General features: G+C 67.2%; 11 protein-coding genes. 7 read left to right on the plus strand and 4 right to left on the minus strand.

Going from position 1 to position 19,705, the window contains the following annotated elements:
- The first annotated feature begins 308 nt into the window (after positions 1-308).
- The 3 genes from ACFVT5_RS25480 (at position 309) to ACFVT5_RS25490 (ending at position 5,573) form a co-directional block, all read left to right on the plus strand.
- Positions 309-749, plus strand: coding sequence for a hypothetical protein (locus ACFVT5_RS25480; protein WP_389892355.1), 441 nt, complete (start codon positions 309-311; stop codon positions 747-749).
- Positions 749-1,684 carry a hypothetical protein gene (locus ACFVT5_RS25485; protein ID WP_389892357.1) on the plus strand — a complete coding sequence of 312 codons (936 nt, stop codon included), beginning with the start codon at positions 749-751 and terminating at the stop codon, positions 1,682-1,684. Before ACFVT5_RS25480 ends, ACFVT5_RS25485 begins: the two co-directional genes overlap by 1 nt.
- 88 nt (positions 1,685-1,772) lie before the next feature.
- Positions 1,773-5,573 (plus strand): CHAT domain-containing protein, encoded by a 3,801-nt coding sequence (locus ACFVT5_RS25490; RefSeq protein ID WP_389892359.1) that lies wholly within the window; start codon positions 1,773-1,775, stop codon positions 5,571-5,573.
- 150 nt (positions 5,574-5,723) lie between these two features.
- Here ACFVT5_RS25490 and ACFVT5_RS25495 read toward each other — a convergent pair whose 3' ends face one another.
- Both ACFVT5_RS25495 and ACFVT5_RS25500 read right to left on the minus strand, forming a co-directional pair.
- Positions 5,724-8,348, minus strand: coding sequence for a hypothetical protein (locus ACFVT5_RS25495; protein WP_389892362.1), 2,625 nt, complete (start codon positions 8,346-8,348; stop codon positions 5,724-5,726).
- Positions 8,349-8,385: 37 nt separating this feature from the next.
- The gene (locus tag ACFVT5_RS25500; protein WP_389892365.1) at positions 8,386-9,858 is read right to left on the minus strand and encodes a hypothetical protein; all 1,473 of its coding nucleotides are present in this window, start codon (positions 9,856-9,858) and stop codon (positions 8,386-8,388) included.
- Positions 9,859-10,286: 428 nt separating this feature from the next.
- Here ACFVT5_RS25500 and ACFVT5_RS25505 point away from each other — a divergent pair, with 428 nt between their 5' ends.
- The 4 genes from ACFVT5_RS25505 to ACFVT5_RS25520 are packed head-to-tail and all read left to right on the plus strand — an operon-like array spanning position 10,287 to position 18,517.
- On the plus strand, positions 10,287-12,395 hold the full coding sequence (locus ACFVT5_RS25505; RefSeq protein WP_389892368.1) for a hypothetical protein: 2,109 nt from the start codon (positions 10,287-10,289) through the stop codon (positions 12,393-12,395).
- Positions 12,396-12,436: 41 nt separating this feature from the next.
- Positions 12,437-14,077: a type I restriction-modification system subunit M gene (locus tag ACFVT5_RS25510; protein ID WP_389892371.1), complete on the plus strand. Its 1,641-nt coding sequence runs from the start codon at positions 12,437-12,439 to the stop codon at positions 14,075-14,077.
- Positions 14,070-15,257: a restriction endonuclease subunit S gene (locus ACFVT5_RS25515; RefSeq protein WP_389892374.1), complete on the plus strand. Its 1,188-nt coding sequence runs from the start codon at positions 14,070-14,072 to the stop codon at positions 15,255-15,257. Before ACFVT5_RS25510 ends, ACFVT5_RS25515 begins: the two co-directional genes overlap by 8 nt.
- A complete protein-coding gene (locus ACFVT5_RS25520) occupies positions 15,254-18,517 on the plus strand; it encodes a type I restriction endonuclease subunit R (RefSeq protein ID WP_389892377.1) in 3,264 nt (1,087 codons plus the stop codon). Before ACFVT5_RS25515 ends, ACFVT5_RS25520 begins: the two co-directional genes overlap by 4 nt.
- A gap of 39 nt (positions 18,518-18,556) precedes the next feature.
- Here the strand turns inward: ACFVT5_RS25520 and ACFVT5_RS25525 are convergent, their stop codons facing one another.
- Positions 18,557-18,943, minus strand: a complete 387-nt coding sequence (locus ACFVT5_RS25525) for a toxin-antitoxin system, toxin component, PIN family protein (protein WP_176162646.1) — start codon at positions 18,941-18,943, stop codon at positions 18,557-18,559.
- A complete protein-coding gene (locus tag ACFVT5_RS25530; RefSeq protein ID WP_389892380.1) occupies positions 18,933-19,589 on the minus strand; it encodes a DUF433 domain-containing protein in 657 nt (218 codons plus the stop codon). Before ACFVT5_RS25530 ends, ACFVT5_RS25525 begins: the two co-directional genes overlap by 11 nt.
- Positions 19,590-19,705 lie beyond the last annotated feature (116 nt).

The following is a 19,705-nucleotide window of genomic DNA, read 5'->3' on the forward strand; positions in this document are numbered from 1 at the left end:
GTCAGCGCGTTGGTGATGGTTGGCCTCGGGTGGTCTCGCGGGGGCTCTGGGAGAAGATCTTCTCCCAGATTTCTCCCAAGCGGCGAGGGGACGGCATGACGGTTGCTTCCGCGCGCCGCGTCACGAAGGCGAATTTGCGCGATGCCGTACGCCGTCAGCGGCAGCGTGGCGCGTGGCACACCGCCGCCTACGCATCGCTCGCGCAGAGGAGATCGGCTGAACCGTCCTTTCAAGGACCTCGGCGCCTCTTTGCTCTGCCCGAGGGAGTTGGCCGAACCCGCGCGTGCACCTGCACATTTGGAGCAAGAATGGCGGCCTGGTGGATCAACAAGGCGCAGGGGGCGGAGTTCTGCATGACGAGCCAGGTGGAAGTAGGCGGCCTGAGGATCGCCAAGGCACTGTCGTACGTGTGTGGGCATCGGGACGAACTCGCAGCGCTGCTCGACGAGGACGACGCCGCCTTGCGTGCTGTCGAAGCCGCAGTCGGCAGGCCGCCCGCGGACGACGTCTCGCTCACTGTCCTTCTGGACGCTTTGCACGCAGCGGTTCGACGCGCAGGTGACCCGTCGGGGGTGTATGGGGGAACGGGCCGCAGTGTCGTACTGGCCGGTGTTGCTGATTTAGACGTCGTGTACCGGTGCCCCTTGCAGCTGTGTATCGGTCGGTCCGGTCATGAAGTGGATGACGACGTGCCACGCTGCCAGTTCGCCCCCGGCGAGACGGCGCTGATCCGGGAGAGGCTCCCGTAGTGGGAGGGCTGCTCAGTGAACTCAGCAAGAAGCTGGCCGAGCGGTGGCTGACTCTCCTCGTACTCCCAGGCGCGCTCTACTTGGCGATCGCCGCAGCCGGACACACCCTCGGGCAGAGCGCCGCGCTGGACGTGGGGCGGCTTACTCACGCGATCTCGGACGTTGCCCGGGCTCCCGAGGCGACCACGGTGGGCGGCCAGGTCGTGCTGCTCGCTGCCATCCTGGCCGGTGCGGCCGTCACTGGTCTGGCCGCCCAGTCTCTCGGCTCCGTTGTCGAGCGTGTGGCTCTGGCTGCCGGCTGGGGCGCATGGCCGTGGTTGTTCGGCGAGTTGGCCGAGCGTCACGTGTCACGCCGACAGCGTCGCTGGGACGCGGCACGGGCGGAGTACGAAGCCCTACGGCTTCTGGAGCGCGCTCCGCGTCCGGCTGACCGCCCCAGGCCCCGGGAGCGTCATCGTGCGGCCCACAGGTGCGAACGTATCTCCGTGGAGCGGCCTGAACGGCCGACCTGGAGTGGTGACCGGATCCACGCCACCGCGGTCCGGCTAGACCGAGACGCACATGTCGATCTCCTCATCCTCTGGCCACACCTCTGGCTCGTGCTGCCGGAAGAGATACGCGGCGAGATCGGCAGGGCCCGCGCCGCGTTGACGCGAGCTGCCGTCCTCGGTGGATGGGCCCTGCTCTATCTGCCTCTGGCCTGGTGGTGGTGGCCCGCGGTGCCGCTCGCCGCCACGCTGGTGGTCATTTCGGCACGTCGCCTCCGTACTGCCTCGGACACCTACGCCACGCTGCTGGAGGCATCCGTGCGCCTTCACCTGACGGACCTGGCCGACAAGCTGCGCATCGAGGAACAGCCAATGGGCCCTCCACTCGGTGGCGCGGTCATGCGACGGCTGAGCAGCCTGGCGCCAACGACGGAGTCGGCTTCGTGAGCTCCCTCGCATTCAGAGGCTCGCCTCGGCAGACCTGGACAGTGCAGCAATCAGACCTACCGGAGACCGGGAAGTGACAGGACGGTTCATGCATGGGCGCGAGCAGGACTTCGCAAGGGAACACGAACTGGAGCAGCGGATTGCCGTAGTGGGGTTGCGGCTCGAACGGCTGGCCCGTGAACAGGACCTTGGTGTGGTGCTGGAGCCGGAAGCACTGGTCGAGGCCCGCCAACTTGCCGCAATACTCCGAAACGGCGAGTCCGACCTGGAAGGTCATTACGTCCTCGGTTGGTTGCACGCCTTCAGGTACCGGGCACTTCCCGAAGGGGCTGGGCAGCGGGACAGAGAGGAAGCCGTCGCGAAGTTCACGCCCTGTTTCGTGTTCGGCGCAGATGAGGAGGATCTGCCAGACGAACTCCTTCCAGATGTGGCCCAGCACGCGCTTGGTTTCGTCTGGAGGATCCTGCAAGGGATGGACGCTTCGCCGAGCCCGGCGCTGCGTGCAAGAATGACCGATCTCCTGCGGCGCATCGCGGCCGCTATTCCCCGTGGAGAAAGCGAGCACGCGGAAACGCTGTCCAATCTTGCCGTCATTCTGAAAACCCATTTCGACATGGGTGGCGAACCGGCGGATCTGGACGCGGCGATCGACGCGGCGTGGGGGGCGGTGGAAAGTACGGCAACGGGGCACCTGAACCGGTCGGTCATGCTGGTCAACCTGTCAGGTGTGCTGATGGAGCGTTTCACTCATGCAGGTATGGCGGCGGACCTGGACAATGCAATCGAGACTGGCCGGCTGGCAGTCCAAGCGGCGGTGAGCCCTTCTGTCGACCGGGCTGGCGGGCTCAATAATCTGGGCACCGCGCTGAAGACCCGGTTCACCGAGAGAGGCATCCTGTCGGACCTGGACGCGGCGATAGAAGCTTTCCAGGAAGCGTCAGACTTCTGTGTCGAGGACCACGACAAGGCGGGAGTTCTCTACAACCTGGGTATCGCTTGGCAAGACCGATACGAAAGCACCGGCGTCCCGGCCGATCTGGAGAACGCGATCGAGTGCTGCCAGGCCGCTGTCGAGGCTGCCCCCGAGGAACATCCTAGGCGCGCCACATTCCTGGCTGGGCTCGGCAGTACCGCGCTGACCCGATTCAAGCGCACTGGGGAAACAGATCACCTGGGCCGTGCCATTAACGCGTTCCGGGGAGCTCTGGAGATGACCCCGCTGGGTCACCGGACACGGGGACTTCGCCTCTCCGGCCTGGGGCAAGCTCTCCTAGCGCGGTACCGCCTTGGCGGGGACAGGTCTGACCTCGATACGGCGCTTGAGATGAACCGGGCTGCCTCCCAAGAAATCGCCCCGCAACAAACCGAGGTCAACGCGGTTCTTAACAACCTGGGCATTTCTCTGTGGCAGCGCTTCGAGCTCAATGGTCATATGGCCGACCTGGACGAGGCGCTCAGCGCCAGCCGTGCTTCCGCGCAGGCCACAGCAGTCGGTCACGCCGATCGCCCGACCCGTCTGTCCAACGTCGGACTGATGCTGTGGACGCGGTACAAGCACACCGGGGCGCTGTCGGACCTGGATGCCGCGATCGAGTTCGCACACGACGCTGTGGGGGCAGCACCACCTGGCCACTCTGTCCTGGCAGGAATGCTGTCCAATCTCGGCATCGCACTGATGGAACGTTATGAACGAAACGAGTACACACCGGATCTCGATGAGGCGATCCAAAGCAATCGCGAGGCCCTCGCGATCACAGATTCCGCCAGTCCCGACCGTCCGCGCTTCCTCGCGAATCTGTCCGCCACACTGCACGCGCGGTTCCAACAAACCGGGGGGTTCGAGGACCTGGATGCCGCGATCGAGGCAGGACGGGACGCCGCCGCCGATGTCCCGAGCCACTACCCAGAGCGCCCGCGATACCTGTCCGCGCTGGGAGCCGTACTGTCCGTCAGATCCAGGGAGACCGGATCCGCAGTGGACCTGGACGAGGCGGTGGCAGCATGCGAGGCCGCGCTCGACACTACGTCCGCCGAACATCCGGAAAGATCTAACTACCTGCTCAACCTCGGGACAGCCCTGCACAGCCGGTATGAGCGGACTGGCTCATGGCACGACTTCGATCGCGCTCTGGCCGCACATCTGGAAGGCTCGCGAGCCGACTGGACCAGACCGTCAATGCGAATTCGGGCAGCTCAGGCGGCAGCCTCACTGGTCGGACGGGAGGACCCCGATCTTGCGGCCGATCTTCTGGCCGGGGCCGTACGCCTGCTGCCCGAGGTAGCTGATCGTCGGCTGGGCCGTGGCGACCAACAGCACGCCATGGGCAAGTGGTCCGGGCTGGCCGGAGATGCCGCGGCACTGGCTCTGGCTTCTCACGAGGGAACACCCACCGACCGGGCCGTGCGGGCGCTGCAATTGCTTGAGACGGGCCGCGGCGTTCTCCACAGCCAGGCACTGGACATGCGGAGCGACCTCGCAGAGCTTCGCGAGCGCCATCCCGACCTGGCCCATCGCTTCGAGGTACTTCGGGACGAGCTGGACCGGCCGATGGAATTGGCTCCCCTCACGGAGCCCGAGGGACAAGTCAACGCCGCCGTACGTGCGGTCGATGCCGAGGAGCAACGACGCAGCCGCGCCGACCAACTTCAGGCCACGTTGGGCAACATCCGAGCGCAGGACGGATTCGCCAGCTTCGCTCGTCCCCCCGCCGTCAGTGAGCTCCTGGCACAAGCCACCTCCGGCCCGGTGGTGAGCTTCAACGTCAGCCACTACCGCAGCGACGCACTGCTGTTGACGTCCGATGGAATCGAGTCCGTGAACCTGCCCGACCTCACGTACGACCTCGTCATCGACCAGATACAGACCTTCCATAGGGCTTTGGCAACTGTTGCGGATCCGCGCATGTCGCCCCTCACGCGAAAGGAGGCGCAAGCGACGCTTCACGCTGTCTTGGAGTGGCTGTGGGACGCGGCGGCCGAACCGGTCCTGCGCAGCCTTGGTTTCACTGGTGAGTCCGCTCCCGGACAGTCGTGGCCCCGCGTCTGGTGGGCGCCTGGCGGGCTTCTCTCGCTGCTACCTCTGCATGCTGCCGGCCATCACTCCGAGCCGCTCCGGGTGGACTTGAGAGAGGGGGAACCGCCGACAGTCATGGACCGTGTCGTCTCCTCGTACACCACCACTATCCGCGCACTGCACCACGCGCGCCGTCGTCACACCTCCGCGCTGTCCGTGAGCCGGTCACTGATCGTGGCCATGCCCACAACTCCGGGCGTTCAAGGCCGCCTGGACCACGTCTCGGAAGAAGCCGCACTGCTGTGCGGCCTGCTGCCCGAGCCGACGCTCCTCATGGCGCCGGGTGCAGAAGCTGACGGCATGACCGTCTCCGGGCCGGAGACACGACCGACCAAGGCTCGGGTCCTGAAGGCCCTCTCCGATTCCGGGATCGTTCATTTCGCGTGCCACGGTGCCCACGACCCCGACGACCCGTCCCAGAGCCTGCTGCTTCTGCACGACCACGAACGTGATCCGCTCACGGTGGCGAGCCTTGCAGAAATGAGGATGGACTCGGCCCAACTGGCCTACCTGTCAGCGTGCCGAACAGCGTTCATGGAATCCGTGGAGCTGATCGACGAGGCCATCCATCTCACGTCGGCCTTTCAGCTCGCGGGTTTTCCCCACGTCATCGGCACCCTCTGGGAGATAAATGACGAGGTGGCCTCGCATATGGCAGCTGATTTTTATGCTGAGCTCGGCGGGATCTCCGACCAGCATGGTGGCCTCGACACGGATTCAGCAGCCTGTGCTCTGCACCACACTGTGCGCAAGGTCCGTGATCGCTATCCCAAGTCCCCCTACCTCTGGGCGGCCCACTTGCACGCCGGAATTTGAACGCGGGCGGTGCCGTTGTTGAGCCGCGGCATCGACATACATACTGTTGTCGATGCCGCGTGTACCTTGGCCTTGACTGATCGTGAGTGCGCGGTGATTGAGTGTCCGTGACGCGGATCTTCCGCGATGGACATGTAGAAACTCCCCGGGCTATGGCTCACATTGCGGTGGTTGGGGTCCGACCAGGCCGAGATCCGACAGGACTTGGTGAGCCAGTTCGAATGGCTGGTTGCGGGGGCCGTGGGGTACGGAGGCAGCGGATTCGAAGCTGCGCTGTGCGGCGAGAGCTCGGGGGCCCACAAGTCCGGTGAGCCGGTAATGCCGCCAGAGGGGAATCGGCCGGCGGGCATCGACCACGATGAGGTCGGGCCGACGCCAGACGACGAGCGCCCAGGCTCCGCCGGAGTCCGAGCCCGAGTCGGCCCAGGCCCCGACCAGGGGCGCGTCCTCGGCGGCGCCGACTGCTTCGAGTGCCACCAGCGCGGGGGTGCTGAAGCGGCCGGTGACATGGAGCAGGAGTCGTCCGTGGCGATGTACGTCGCGCCCTTTCTCGGCGAGGGACCATACAGCGTCGGCGAGGGGATCGTCCTGGACGACGTCCGACGCGACATCGAGCACGGCGGCTTGGTCGACGGCCGGGCCGAAGGCTGTGTCGAGCAGCGCCGTGTACTCCCCGACGTACGCAGAGTCCACTGCGGGAAGCAGGTGGCCGACTGCCTGGGAGGCTTCGTTGAAGGCGATGGTCTCCGGTGTGATCTCGTAGCGCGGAGCGTGGCTGCGGAGCACGGCGAGGGCGACTGCGGCGAGGCTACCGACCTGGGGCTCGATCCGCTCGGGAAGATCGTTTCGGTTCAGTGCGCGGACGGCCCGGGAGAGCAGCGGGAGCCAGTCGGTGTGTGCCGGAGGCCAAGCGCCGGCCGCGACGGTCCACAGGGTCAGCCGGACGACGAGCATGCGCTCGGGAGGACCCAGGTGGGGAGCGAGGGCGACGAGGCGCTCCACCCAGCGCCGGTATCTACGGCGGACTTCCTGGTCGGCCTGCCGGAGGTCGGGCAGGGTGGCGGTGCCGCTCGCTTCGGCACCGGCTGTCTCGGGGTCGTACTCTGCCGCCATGGTCTCGGCGTCGTCATCGTCGAGGGCGGCTTCGATGTCGTCGGTGAACCGTTCGTCCCAGGAAACGGGCAGCAGGTCCTGAAAGGGCGTGCTGATGTCGGTGGGCAGGGGGAGCCCCAGCGCGAAGCGCGTGAGCGGATGTCCGACGCGTCCGGCGCATTCGTCCAGATAGCGCTCCCAGCCTTCCTCGTCGGCGTCCAACGGAGCCGTCGCGGCCGCACCGCCAGTGCTGCTGCTCGCGGATACGCCCGCTGGGGTGGGGGTCAGTCCCGTTCGGAGGGTTTCCAGGTCGCCCAGGAATCGTTCGGCGAGCCGGGGATCCGCGAACAGGTCGGGAGGCCGTGTCGTGGGGGCCTGAGACTGGGTCGGGGTCATTCGGCGCAGGGCGCGGTCAGGGTCGACGACGAACACGATGTTGCCGAAGCTTGGTACGCCGTCGCTGTCGACTACGACCAGGCGCACACGGCTGCCCGCATCCGCCGGAGCCGTCACCGTCAGTGTGGCCTGGCCGGGCGGGATGTCGGCGATGCGCTCCCATGCCTCCGGCGGTGCTGCGGCCTGAGACAACTCCAGGTGAGCGGCGTCGGAGAGAGGCCGGGCCACGCTGATCTCCAGGCCGTCCGGTACGCGTAGGGCACCGAGCAGCAGTGGCCCACTGCCGGCGATGGGGCGGGGAAGGGGCGGGACCGTGTTCAGCCGGGCGGCGGGCTCGTCGGTGCCATCCGGAAGGAGGGTGGCGGGGATGGGGGTGACGATGCCGAGTTCGCAGTTACCGCCGTCGCCTTGAGAAAGCAGCAGGGCCGCGGCGGAGAGGTTCGGGCTGCCGGTCAGGGCCCACCGCTGCCCCTCGGAGACCCACTCGACGAGTTTCCCGTGGCGGTACCGCTGGTCGTTGTCGCTGATGACGCGTCCGTCGTATTCCTTCACCAGGGCGGCGACCGACGGACCGTCGAGATCGCTGAGCCCGGGCTGGTAGGCGAGGGTGAACCGGCTTGGCCGGAACCGTTCGAGCAGCCGCCGCAGTGCCATCGAGCGCCGGTCGTAGAAGGGCGCGAACACGGCCAGTTCATCGACAGGCCCCTGCGGCAGCTGATCGATGATCGACGAACGCAGACTGCTGACGACGCGGACCTGTGACGCCGCAGGTGTCCTGTCGCGGTGGAGCCGGTCCAGTAGCGCTGCGACCCGACCCAGCGCCTGTGGCACTCCGGCGGAGAATCTCACCCTTTCCGGGAGGTCGCGCAGCCATGCCGACAGCTCCGGAACCACGGTGGGACTCTGCTCGCCGTCCACCCGCAGAACCGTCCACAGTTCAGCGTTGGCCTGCCACCCGGCCAGCGTGGTGTTGCCGGAGCCGAGGGCGATGATGGCGTGTTCGGGTCCGGCGAGGACGATCAGCTTGGGATGGAACGCGGCACCGTGGGCGTATGCCAGACCGGCGAGGTAGCTCCGGCCGGCCCGCCGGACGGAGCGGGGATCGTTCCGGGCCATGGAGACGTCTCCCGCCACCGTGACGCGTGCGCCGGTGGCCTGAGTGACGCCGAGGGCGACCTCCTCGAAGAAGCCGAGATCGGCGGTGAAGCTGAGGAAGAGCGCTTCCTCCAGGTTCCGCCCGCCCGCGCGCTCCTCGTCGAGGATGAGGGTCAGCGGAGAGGCGAACACGGTTGGTGGCTCCACCACTCCCGGTGCCGGCGCGGTCTCAGTCAACGAGAGCCCTCCCGCTACTGGTCACCGACCAGTGCTGGTCGTCGTAGTGCAGCACGCCGCAGGTGGCCAGGACGGTCCCGAGCTGGTCCAGCCGTAGCCCGACGTCACCGCGCCCCTCCTGGCTCGTCCGGTACAGCAGCCCGCCCCGTTCGTGCAGCCGGGTCGGTAACCACAGCGTGCCGTCAGCACGTCGGCGGGCCTTGGCCAGCGCGATCCGCTGCGACCGCGCCACCAGGTCGTAGGTGAGTCGGAGGGCGACGTCGCGCAGTTTCATGCGCCGAGCTTCGTCAAGCCGCCGCTGGACCCATTCCGGGCCGAGCTCGACACCGCGCTGGCCGAGGAACGCGTCCCGGACCCGACCGGTGAGTTCGTCCACTCGACGGGCACTGGCGGCGAGCACCCGCAACTCGGCGACAGGCAAGGGATCACCCGCCCACCGCAGGTCGTGCTCGGCGGGCAACGGCGTTCCGGCCGTGCTCTGTGTCGCAGGCAGGGAGGACAGGAACGCGTCCACCGTCATGTCGGGCAGTTCCGCGGCAAAGCGGTCGGCCACTTCCTCGATCGGCACCAGCCCGTCGACCTGTTCCACGAGCCAGGACCACAGGCGGCGCCAGGCTCCGACGGAGTAGTTCCGCAGCACCACTCCGCGCCAGGCGCCGGCCGCGTCGATGCCGCTGGTCACGGGATCAGTGGTCAGGAAGTCGCCGAAAGCGAGCACCTGGCCGATGTCGCGGGTGAAGTATCGGACGGGATGTGTGGCGACCACACGAGCCAGAAGCTGAATCACCTGGCGTCGCGTCGCCGAACGGGAGCCCGCTTCGGCCGGTGCACCGGGCTCGCACATGAGGTTCGCCAGCCACGCCCCGTCAGGATGCTCGCCGCCCACGCACACGCACAGCCGGTCCCCGCAAGAGGCGAGATCATCCACGTTCAGCGTGTCCTCGGCGGCCAGTTCGAGCAGCCCGTCCAGCCCGGCTCGTAGTGCCGCAGCATCCAGCCGCGGTCCGGGAACCGGCATCGGGCCCGCACCGAGGATGCCGAGCGCGACCTCGGATCCGGCGTACGGTCCCCAGAACCCCCACGAGTTGCCCACGTACCCGTTCTTGCCCGGGACCTCAGCTTCGGACATGGTGACCGTCCCGGAGTGCAGCCGCCGGGCGAGGGCATCGACCCCATGAGCACGCGGCAGCCACTCCAGAGCCTGCGGATGATGCGCGAACGACACGGCAGCCAACGCCACTTCGGCGCGGCGCAGCAGAGTCTGGGCGGCCGGGACCGTCAGGTCTTCCGCATCGGCTTGCGCCGCGACCAGCCCGTGCAGAGCGTAGTAACGCGCATGCGGGGTCAACGTGGTCACCCCTGGCACCAGATGATCGACCATGCGCCCCACATGCCGCTCCACCGAGAGCGGATAACGGCCCGCGGCGACGTCCAGTCCGGGGCGGCTCCAGCTGGGTCCGTCCACGAGCTCTGGTGTCTGCCCCTTGCCGCCGACACTGACCACGCTCGGCCATCTCCCGCTGCCACCCCCTCAGCGCTGCCCAGCCGGGAAAACTGATCCGTCATTCTGGCGCATCTCTCGGGAGGCAGCGGCACTTCGGATGTGAATCACCCAGCCGGATGAGACAGCCCGATGGGGTGTGAATCTGCATTCCTGTCTGATAACCGTCATTATCAAATGAAGGCGCACTCGCGCCGCTGGGGTCGGCGTATCGTCTTGTTGCGTCGGCGAGAATCCGCTGCGAGCGGAGCCGTGACGAAAGACAAGGCCCGGCCTGATGGCCGAAGCGGCTGATGTGACGATAGATGAGCGGGGGAGGGATGCGCACCGTGACCACTGGTCTGCCGGACCCGGCGCTCAGCTCCCCCGGGCCGCTACCTCTCCTGGTATCGATGTCCGACATCGCGACGTTCGCCCAGGTGAAGCGCCCTGTCGTGTCCACCTGGCGCCGACGCCACCCGGACTTCCCCGCCGCCGTGTCCGAGAACTCGGGACGGCCGCTGTTCGACGGCGCACAGGTGACGGACTGGCTGATCGCCTCCGGCCTGGGCAACGCCGCTCCACAGGAGCTCCAATCCGAGCTGGCCCTTTTCGGCATCATCGCGCTGCGGGACCGCTTCACGCCGTGGCAGCTGGTCGAGACGCTGGGCAGCCTGCTGTGCCTGCGCCGGCTCGGCGGCCGTCCACTGGCCGACGACGGCGCGAACGCCTGCCCGCCCGACGACGCCGAGGCCGACGAGGCCCTCTGGTCCACGCTGTTGCACCGAGCCGAACGGATCGACGCCGAGGACGATTTCGTACTCCGCGAGCTTCGCTCGATCGACGCCACGGCGGCCCCGCTCGCCCGGCTCGCCGAGGACCTGGTCGAGTCCGCCTACGACGAGCGCGGAGCGTACGAGTGGCTGCTCGCCGCCCGCTCGCGGCTCGGGCTGGACTCCCTCGCCGCCGACGCGGTCACCCCGGAGCTGCGGAGCCTGCTCACCCAGCTCACCGACCTCCGCGTCCGTCTTGAGCGAGGCGAGTCCCTCACCCTCGCCGACCCGCACGCCCGCGCCGGCGACCTGCTCGCCGCGCTCCTCGACGACACGGAGGACCGCGATCGCGTCACCGTCCTCGCCGCCGACCTCGACGACCGGCTCACCCGCATCACCCGCCGCCGTTTCCTGCTGGCGGGCGTAAGCGAACTCGACCTGGACGTGCAGACCGGCTCCGACCTGGAGGAACGCTTCGCGGACCCGGACATCGTCGTCACTCAGCTCCCGTACCGCCCGGGTGAGGACCGCTCGGTACTAGCCGCCCTGACGGAGCTCGAACGCGTCGCCTACCTCCTCCGCCCCGGCTGCACGGCCCTCGTCCTCGGACCGGCCGACGCGCTCGTCGACGAACTGAAGAGCACGGAGGCCGCCCAGCTCCGCTCGGCTCTCCTGCGCGAGAACATCGTCGAGTCGGTCATCGCCCTTCCCGGCGGGGTCCTTCCCTTCCGCCCCGGCTACCGTCCCGCGTTGTGGACGCTCACACGCGGTCCCGTCCGGGAGGCGGAGGGCCTGGTCCTACTGGCCGACATCAGCTCGGAACAGCTCACGCCGGGCGTGCGCATGCGGCTCGCCGAGGACGTCCTCCTCTGGCGGGCAGAAGGCTTCCGAGGACTCGACGGTCACGACCCGCGCTACGGCCGTGTGGTCCCCGTCGCCGACCTGGACCGGGCCTTCGGCGGTCCGCTGACCCCGCCCGCGCCACCGGCCTCCGCGATCTGGTCCGACAAGGTCACCGAACGCCCCGCCCTGATCGCCGAGGCTGAGGCCCGCCTGGAGCGTGCGACAGCGGACACCCGGGCGTACGAGGACGAGCGAGGCGCTTACCGAGGGGCCGTAATGCGCAGGGTCGGTCTCCTGCCCAAGCGCACCACCCTCGGCAAACTGATCACCGCACGCAGGGTGACCCGGCTCCCCGGCCACCGTATCGACGGCAAGCACCTCACCCGGGACGGCCACCACACCGTCCTGGGTCCCGAGGAGATCACCGGCGAACGGACCGTGGGCGACCGCCGCATCGACCGTCTGCTGCTGGCGACGGCGTATGAACGGGCGGCGCTCACCGAGCCCGGTGACGTCGTCTACACCCTCGCGCCCCGCCTCGGCGTGTACGTCGACCACGACGGCTTCTCGGTCGTCGCGTTCCCGGCCCGGGTCCTTCGCGTCAACGCCGACTCCACGCGTCCGCTCACTCCTCGGGTCCTCGCGGCCCTGCTCGGCGCGGCCCGCGGCACCGCCCGCAGCCCCAGCGCCGTACGCCCCGCCCGCCGTATCGAGGACTACCAGCTCCCCGACCTCGACCCGGACGAGGTCCTGCGCTTCGAAGCCCTGCTGGCCGAGACCGAACGCCGGGAACGCCTGCTGCGCGCCCAGTCCGACACCCTCGCCGAGGCCCGCCACCTGACGATCGCGGGCCTGGCCGACGGCACCCTCACCCTCGGCGAAGCCCGAACCATCAACCGTACGTAACCCATCCAGACCCACCCGCTGACGAGTCGGAAGAAGGAACGATGCCTCCCCGCAAGCGAGCCGCGGCAGCCGCCGGACAGGGCGAACTGCTCAGTGTCTCCAGCACCAAGGAGATCCAGGACATCCTGTGGAAGGCTGCGGACAAGCTCCGCGGCTCCATGGACGCCGCTCAGTACAAGGAGTTCGTGCTCGGCCTGGTCTTCCTGAAGTACGTCTCCGACGCCTTCATCGAACGCCGCGAGGAACTGGCCGCCGACCCCGAGCTGGCCCAGATCCCCGAGCACCGCCGGGCGGCCTTCCTTGAGGAGAAGGACGAGTACACGGAGAAGAACGTCTTCTGGGTGCCCCCGACCGCCCGCTGGGACCACATCTCCGAGAACGCGGCCAGCGCGGAGGGCGGCGTCGGCAAGCTCCTCGACGAGGCCATGGACGAGGTGATGAAGGCCAACAAAACCCTCACCGGCGTCCTCCCGAAGATCTTCAACCGCGACAACGTCGACCAGAAACGACTCAAGGAACTCGTCGACCTGATCAGCGACGCCCGCTTCACGGGTCACGGTGACCGCCCGGCGCAGGACGTCCTGGGCGAGACGTACGAGTACTTCCTGGAAAAGTTCGCCCGCGCCGAGGGCAAACGGGCCGGCGAGTTCTACACGCCGGCGAGCGTGGTCCGTCTGATCGTCGAGGTGCTGGAGCCGTACGAGGGGCGGGTGTACGACCCGGCGTGCGGCTCGGGCGGCATGTTCGTACAGAGCGGCAAGTTCGTCGTGCGGCGGCGCGGCAAGGACCACACGCACGACATCGCGGTGTACGGCCAGGAGGCCAACGAGCGCACATGGCGCCTTGCCAAGATGAACCTCGCCATCCACGGCATGGACCCCAAGGGCGTCGGCGACCGCTGGGCGGACACGTTCGCGGACGACAAGTTGCCCGATTTGAAGGCCGACTTCGTCATGGCCAACCCGCCGTTCAACATGTCGGACTGGGCGAGGAAGTCGGACGACCGGCGGTGGCGTTATGGCACCCCGCCCCAGTCGAACGCCAACTACGCGTGGCTCCAGCACATCGTGTCCAAGCTGGGGGACCGGGGCAGCGCGGGCGTGGTCCTGTCCAACGGCTCGATGTCGTCGAAACAGTCGGGCGAGGGCGAGATCCGCGCGGCGATGGTCGAGGCGGATCTGGTGTCCTGCATGATCGCGCTGCCGGGCAACCTGTTCCGTACGACGGCGATCCCGGCGTGCCTGTGGTTCCTGACGAAGGACAAGGGGCCGCAGGGCACGAAGGCATTGGAGGACCGGCGGAGCCGGGTGTTGTTCATCGACGCGCGCGCGATGGGCACGATGGTCGACCGCACGGAGCGGATCCTCACGGAGGAAGACCTGGAGAAGATCTCCGACACGTATCACGCGTGGCGGGGCACCAAGTCGGCGAAGGACAAGGGCCTTTCGTACGAGGACGTGCCGGGTTACTGCTACAGCGCGACGCTGGAGGAGATCGAGAAGCACGACTATGTGCTGACGCCGGGACGGTATGTGGGGGCGGCGGACGTTGAGGAGGACCCGGACGCGGAGCCGGTGGAGGAGCGGATCGCCCGGCTGACGAAGGAGTTGTTCGAGCAACTGGACGAGTCAGCTCGGTTGGATGCGGTGGTGCGGGAGCAGTTGGGGAGGATCGGTGGCTGAGCGAACGGTGTCGCTTGCGGAACTGGTCGACGAGAATCAGATTGAAGTCGGCGCTGGACGGCCTCGATCGGTGGCCCAGGACCAGGGCATACTCCCCATTTTGAGGGTTGCAGACGTTTTGGATGGCAAGATTGGGTCACTCGATTTGAGCCCATCCCCGGAGAGCCATTCTTGGGATCTTGGCCCAAAGGTCTCATGCCCCGGAGACATTGTCCTTACCGTCAAGGGAACTGTGGGTCGGGTTGCTTTGATGCCGAGCGAAGGCCCACGCTTTGCTTACAGCCCGCAGCTTTGCTATTTCCGGCCACGCATGGATGGTCCACTGGTGGCACGATATCTGTACTACTGGTTCAAGAGCGCCGATTTTTGGATTCAAGCGAATGCCCTAAAGGGGCAAACTGACATGGCAGACTTCATCAGCTTGGGTGATATTTTGTCACTCAAGCTGCGGCTCCCGCATCGGGAAAAGCAGGAAAGTGTAGCTGGTGTTCTCGGAGCGCTGGATGACAAGATCGCCGCTAATGAGCGTATCGCCATGACTGCTGAGGTGCTGCTACGCAACATGTACCTTGCATGCGATGTCGCCGGGAGTGAGATCCGTGTCGGCGATATCGGCCACTTGGTTCGGGAATCGGTGAATCCGCCCTCCCTCCGGGGTGATGAACCCTACATCGGTCTTGAACACATGCCTCGTAAGCAAGTGTGGCTCAATTCCTGGGGGAATTCGTCGGCGATTGGAAGTACCAAGAGCGCATTCAAGACCGGTGACATCCTCTTTGGAAAACTACGCCCCTACTTCCACAAGGTGGGAATTGCACAGGTAGACGGTGTCTGTTCGACTGACATCATCGTCGTGCGGGCAAGTAGGACCGAATACCGCTCCTGGCTTCTGATGGCGCTGTCCAGTGACGAGGTCGTTGCGCATGCGACGGCGCGAAGCGACGGAACACGGATGCCGCGTGCTAAGTGGTCCGATCTTGCCGACTTCAACATCCCTTGGCCCAGCGCAGAGCGGATGGCGAGCTTCGAGGATGGTGCTGCGGCCTTGATCCAGCGAGCAGAGAGTGCGGCGGCGGAGAACCATGCCCTTGTACGCCTCCGCAACACCCTCCTCCCTCAACTGATGTCCGGCAAGCTCCGAATCCGAGACGCCGAGAAGATTGTGGAGGACGCCGTATGACCACCAGAAGTGACCGCGACGACCCCGCCCCCGCCCACCTCGACGCCAAAATGACCGAGTCCACCTGGGAGCATCTCGCCCTCGACGAACTCGTTCAGCTCGCCTGGGTGAAAAAGTCCGGCAAAGACCTCGCCCCCGGCACCGGCCACCGCCGCGACTGGGACGACCTGATCCTCCACGACGAGCTCCAGGCAGCCATCGAGAGGCTGAACCCGGAGCTGACCTCCACCGCCGTCCACGAGGCGACGCGCATCGCCACCGACCCCACCTCCCGCGAGGTGTACCCGGAGAACAAGCAGGCGCACGAGTTACTGACCGCCGGCATCCGCCTCACCTACACCGACGAGTTCGGCGCCGAGCAGACCCCCACCGTCCGCCTCGTCGACTTCACGGACCCCGACGTGAACAGCTACCTCGCCGTCAACCAGGTCACGGTCAGGGACACCGACGGCAGCCACCGCCGCTTCGACATCGTCCTGTACGTCAACGGCCTCCCCCTCGCCGTCGTCGAACTCAAGAGCGCCTCCGACGAGAACGCGACCCTCAAGTCCGCGCACGCCCAACTCCAGGCATACGTCGCGGAGTTCCCGATCGCGTTCCGCTACAACGTGCTCTGCCTGGTCTCGGACGGCATAACCGCCAAGTACGGCACAGCGTTCACGCCGTACGAGCACTTCGCGCCCTGGAACGTCGACCACGAGGGCGAGCGCGTCGACACCAACGAGCCCGGCTACGACGGCCTCGACGCGCTGAACCTGGCCCTGCACGGCCTGTTCACGCAAGAGCGGTTCCTCTCCCTCATCCGCAACTTCGTCAACTTCCCCCCGCCCAAGCCGGGCGAGCCCCTGACCGGCAAGCGCATCGCGAAGCCGCACCAGTACTTCGCGGTGAACAAGGCGGTGGACGCCGTCGTAGAGGCGGCACGGACGAACGGCCAGGCCGGCGTCGTCTGGCACACGCAAGGCGCGGGCAAGTCGGAGGAGATGGTGGAGACGGCCGCGCTCGTCCTCCGCCACCCGGCGCTCAACAACCCCACCATCGTCGTCATCACCGACCGCAACGACCTCGACGACCAGCTCTACGACACCTTCCTCGACAGCGAGTCCCTGCTGGGGGCGAAAGCCCACCAGATCGACACACGCGACGAACTGCGCGCCGAGCTGACGGGTCGCAACGTCGGCGGAATCGTCTTCACCACCCTCCAGAAGTTCGGCCTGAGCAAGGAGGAGAAGGACGCCGGCAGGTCGCACCCGCTCCTCTCCGAGCGCCGCAACATCCTGGTGATCGTCGACGAGGCGCACCGCTCGCACTACGACAGCCTCGACGGCTACGCCCGCCACCTGCGCGACGCCCTGCCCTATGCCACCCTGCTCGCCTTCACCGGTACGCCGATCTCGAAGGCCGAGGCCGACACTCGTGCCGTCTTCGGCGAGTACATCGACATCTACGACCTGAAGCGCGCCGTGGACGACGGGGCCACGGTCCGCGTCTTCCACGAGCCGCGTGTCATCAAGGTCGACCTGCCCAAGGGTGTCGACCCGAACACGCTCGACGAGCAGGCCAACACGCTCACCGAGGGCATGGACGACGCCGAACGCCGCCGCGCCATCCAGTACGCCACGACGATGAACACCATCTACGGCTCCGAGGACCGCATAGCGAAGCTCGCCGACGACCTGATCGCCCACTGGGAGCAGCGCCGCGAGCTGGTCAAGCCCGACATCGGCGCCCCCGGCAAGGCGATGATCGTGTGCGCGACCCGCGAGATCTGCGTACGGGTCTTCGACGCGCTGGCCGAGCGGCGGCCCGGCTGGGTCAGCGACGAGGTCGACAAGGGCGTCATAAAGATCGTCTTCCATGGCGACCGCTCCGACCCCGAGCACATGCGCAAGCACTCTCTGCGCAAGTCCCAGCAGAAGGTCGTCCAGAAGCGCGCCAAGGACCCCGACGACGAGCTGGAACTGCTCATCGTCCACTCCATGCTGCTCACCGGCTACGACGCCCCGCCCATCCACACCCTGTACATGGACCGCCCGATGCAGGGCGCCAATCTGATGCAGGCGCTCGCCCGCGTCAACCGGCGTTTCCGCGGCAAGCAGGACGGTCTGCTCGTCGGCTACGCGCCCCTCACCGACAACCTCACCAAGGCCCTGCGCGAGTACTCGGATCAGGACCGCAAGGACCAGACGCTCGGCGCGGACATCGAACGGGCCGTCACCGAGGTCAAGAACGAGCTGGCCACCATCAAGGGGCTGCTGGCCGGGAGCCATTGGAAGGAATGGCTTGCCGACACCAGCCGCCCCGACACCCGCAAGCGGGCGCTGCGCCTGACCGCCGACTTCCTGCGCGACCCGAGGAACCCGGGCAACAAGGTCGAGCCCCCCGCCAAGCCGCTCTCCGTCCGCTTCAAGGACAGCGCGGCCCGGCTGGACCGTTTCTACCGGGTCTGCGCGATGAGCAAGGAGATAGCCGAGCGCTGCGAGGACCTGGACGACTGGCGTCGTGACATCTCCTTCTTCAGCGAGGTCCGCGCCTGGATGATCAAGCTCGACGCCGCACAGCGCGAGGCGAGCGGGGAGCCACTCAGTGCCGAGGTCCAGCGTTACCTGCAAGCCCTAGCAGCCTCGGTCGTCGACGCGGACGAGATCACCGACCTGTACGCGGAGGCCGGGATCGGCCGGCTGGACATCACCCGCCTCAACGAGGCGCAGCTGTGCAAGCTGGAGAACTCCGAGACCCCGCACCTGGTCACCGAGGCCCTGCGCCGCATGATCCAGCAGAAGATGCGCGAGGTGACCAAGCACAACGTCGTCCGCAACGAGAGCTTCACCGAGCGCCTGAACGACCTGATGAAGCGGTACATGCTTCAGCAGCTCACCAGCGCCCAGGTCATCGCTGAACTCGCAGCCCTGGCACGGGAGGTGTCGGCGGAGGCCCGCCGCGGCGAACGGTTCGACCCGCCGCTGACCCACGCCGAGCTGGCCTTCTACGACGCCGTCGCACACCGTGACATGGCCGAAGTGATGGAGGGCGGCGACGACACCCTCGCCAAGATCGCCCGTGCCCTCGTCAAGGACATCCAGAAGAACCTCTCCGTCGACTGGCTCTCCCGCGAACCCGTCCGTGCGAAGCTCCGTACCCGCATCCGCCGCGTGCTGGCGATGTTCGACTATCCGCCGGAAGAGGAGCGCGAGGCGATCGACCTGGTCCTCAAGCAGATGGAGATCGTGGCCGCTCTGTGGGCGCCCGCTGCGAAGTAGCAATGCACGCGGGCGGGCGCCACCAGGGGCGCCTGCCCGTCACGGCCAGGTGCGCTCAACACGGTCGTGCCGTACGGCGTAGGCTGCCGGGCCACCCTTCTCGACGGCCCGGTGGATCGCGTCACGACGCGCGACGAGCCTCTCGACCATCTCGGAACTGCGAAGTTGTTGGTTGTCCAGGTAGAACAGCACCGCCTCGCGCTCCAGGACGGGCTGGATCTCAAGATCCCGAGTCTTGATCCGCCCGTCCTTCGACAGCGGGACCCAGGACCGGTCGAGACCGTAAGTGATCCATTCCTCGTCCGGAACGTCCTGCCCGTCGTCAGGAAAGACGTCCCCGATGCGGTGAACCGTCCAGCCGCAGGCTCTCAGTCCTTCCGCGACACGGCGACCGAGGTTCCGGTCGAGGAAGAACTCAGGCGGCAAGGTGCACCACGGCCCGGCAGAGCGCGTCCACCTGTGCAGGCGTCATGTCGTAGTCGTACGCGATGTCCTCGACGGTCTCCCCGGCCTCCCACAGGTCGGTGATGGCCTGGACCGTGACGCGGTTGGCGGCCACCACGGGGAGACCGTGGCCGAACCTCGGATCGATCACGACCGGGACGGAGTCCGGGTACTGCCTCAGCCGCAGGCTGGAGGGGAAGTCGTCGCCCGGCTCCCAGGTGAGGTATCGGAGATAGTCGGAGACCACTTCGTGGATGGGGACCTGGCCGTCGCGGGCTCTGCGGAGATCTCCCCAACCGTGCTCGATGAAGATGTCCACGCCGTCCGTGGCGATCCGCTTCGACACGAGGCCATAGGGGGTGTCGAAGGCGTCCCGTACGGCGGCGGCGGCCTCCCTGATCTCGCTCATGCGAAGCCCAAGGGAACGCAGAGAACGAAGAACGTGCGCCTCGGCCACCGCGATGAACGGCACCGAAGGCTGCCCCCTCCGTACCGGCTCGACCTGGTGGACCAGTGGCGCTCCGGCGGCCTTGCCCTTCAGCCACGAGGTCAGGGTCGACTGCGGAATCTCAAGGTAGGAGGCGGTCTCTGCGGGCGTCAGCAGCCCGTCGCTGAACCTGTCGACCATGCCCCACCTCCTCTTGGCGCCGGATTTCGCATCGTGCCACATCAAGCCTCCCACCTGCAGGTGGACCGCACACCCAGTCATCGGCTCAGCCAGCCACAGGGAGTCGGTCTTTGGCC

It is taken from the genome of Streptomyces sp. NPDC058001 (assembly GCF_042886315.1).
In the GTDB taxonomy this organism is placed as follows: domain Bacteria; phylum Actinomycetota; class Actinomycetes; order Streptomycetales; family Streptomycetaceae; genus Streptomyces.

What these genes read in the sequence shown, in the direction of transcription:
- ACFVT5_RS25480 (WP_389892355.1), top strand. Translation starts at nt 309, where the DNA reads ATGGCGGCCTGGTGGATCAACAAGGCGCAGGGGGCGGAGTTCTGCATG.
- ACFVT5_RS25490 (WP_389892359.1), top strand. Translation starts at nt 1,773, where the DNA reads ATGCATGGGCGCGAGCAGGACTTCGCAAGGGAACACGAACTGGAGCAG.
- ACFVT5_RS25505 (WP_389892368.1), top strand. Translation starts at nt 10,287, where the DNA reads ATGTCCGACATCGCGACGTTCGCCCAGGTGAAGCGCCCTGTCGTGTCC.
- ACFVT5_RS25510 (WP_389892371.1), top strand. Translation starts at nt 12,437, where the DNA reads ATGCCTCCCCGCAAGCGAGCCGCGGCAGCCGCCGGACAGGGCGAACTG.
- ACFVT5_RS25520 (WP_389892377.1), top strand. Translation starts at nt 15,254, where the DNA reads ATGACCACCAGAAGTGACCGCGACGACCCCGCCCCCGCCCACCTCGAC.
- ACFVT5_RS25530 (WP_389892380.1), bottom strand. Translation starts at nt 19,589, where the DNA reads ATGGTCGACAGGTTCAGCGACGGGCTGCTGACGCCCGCAGAGACCGCC.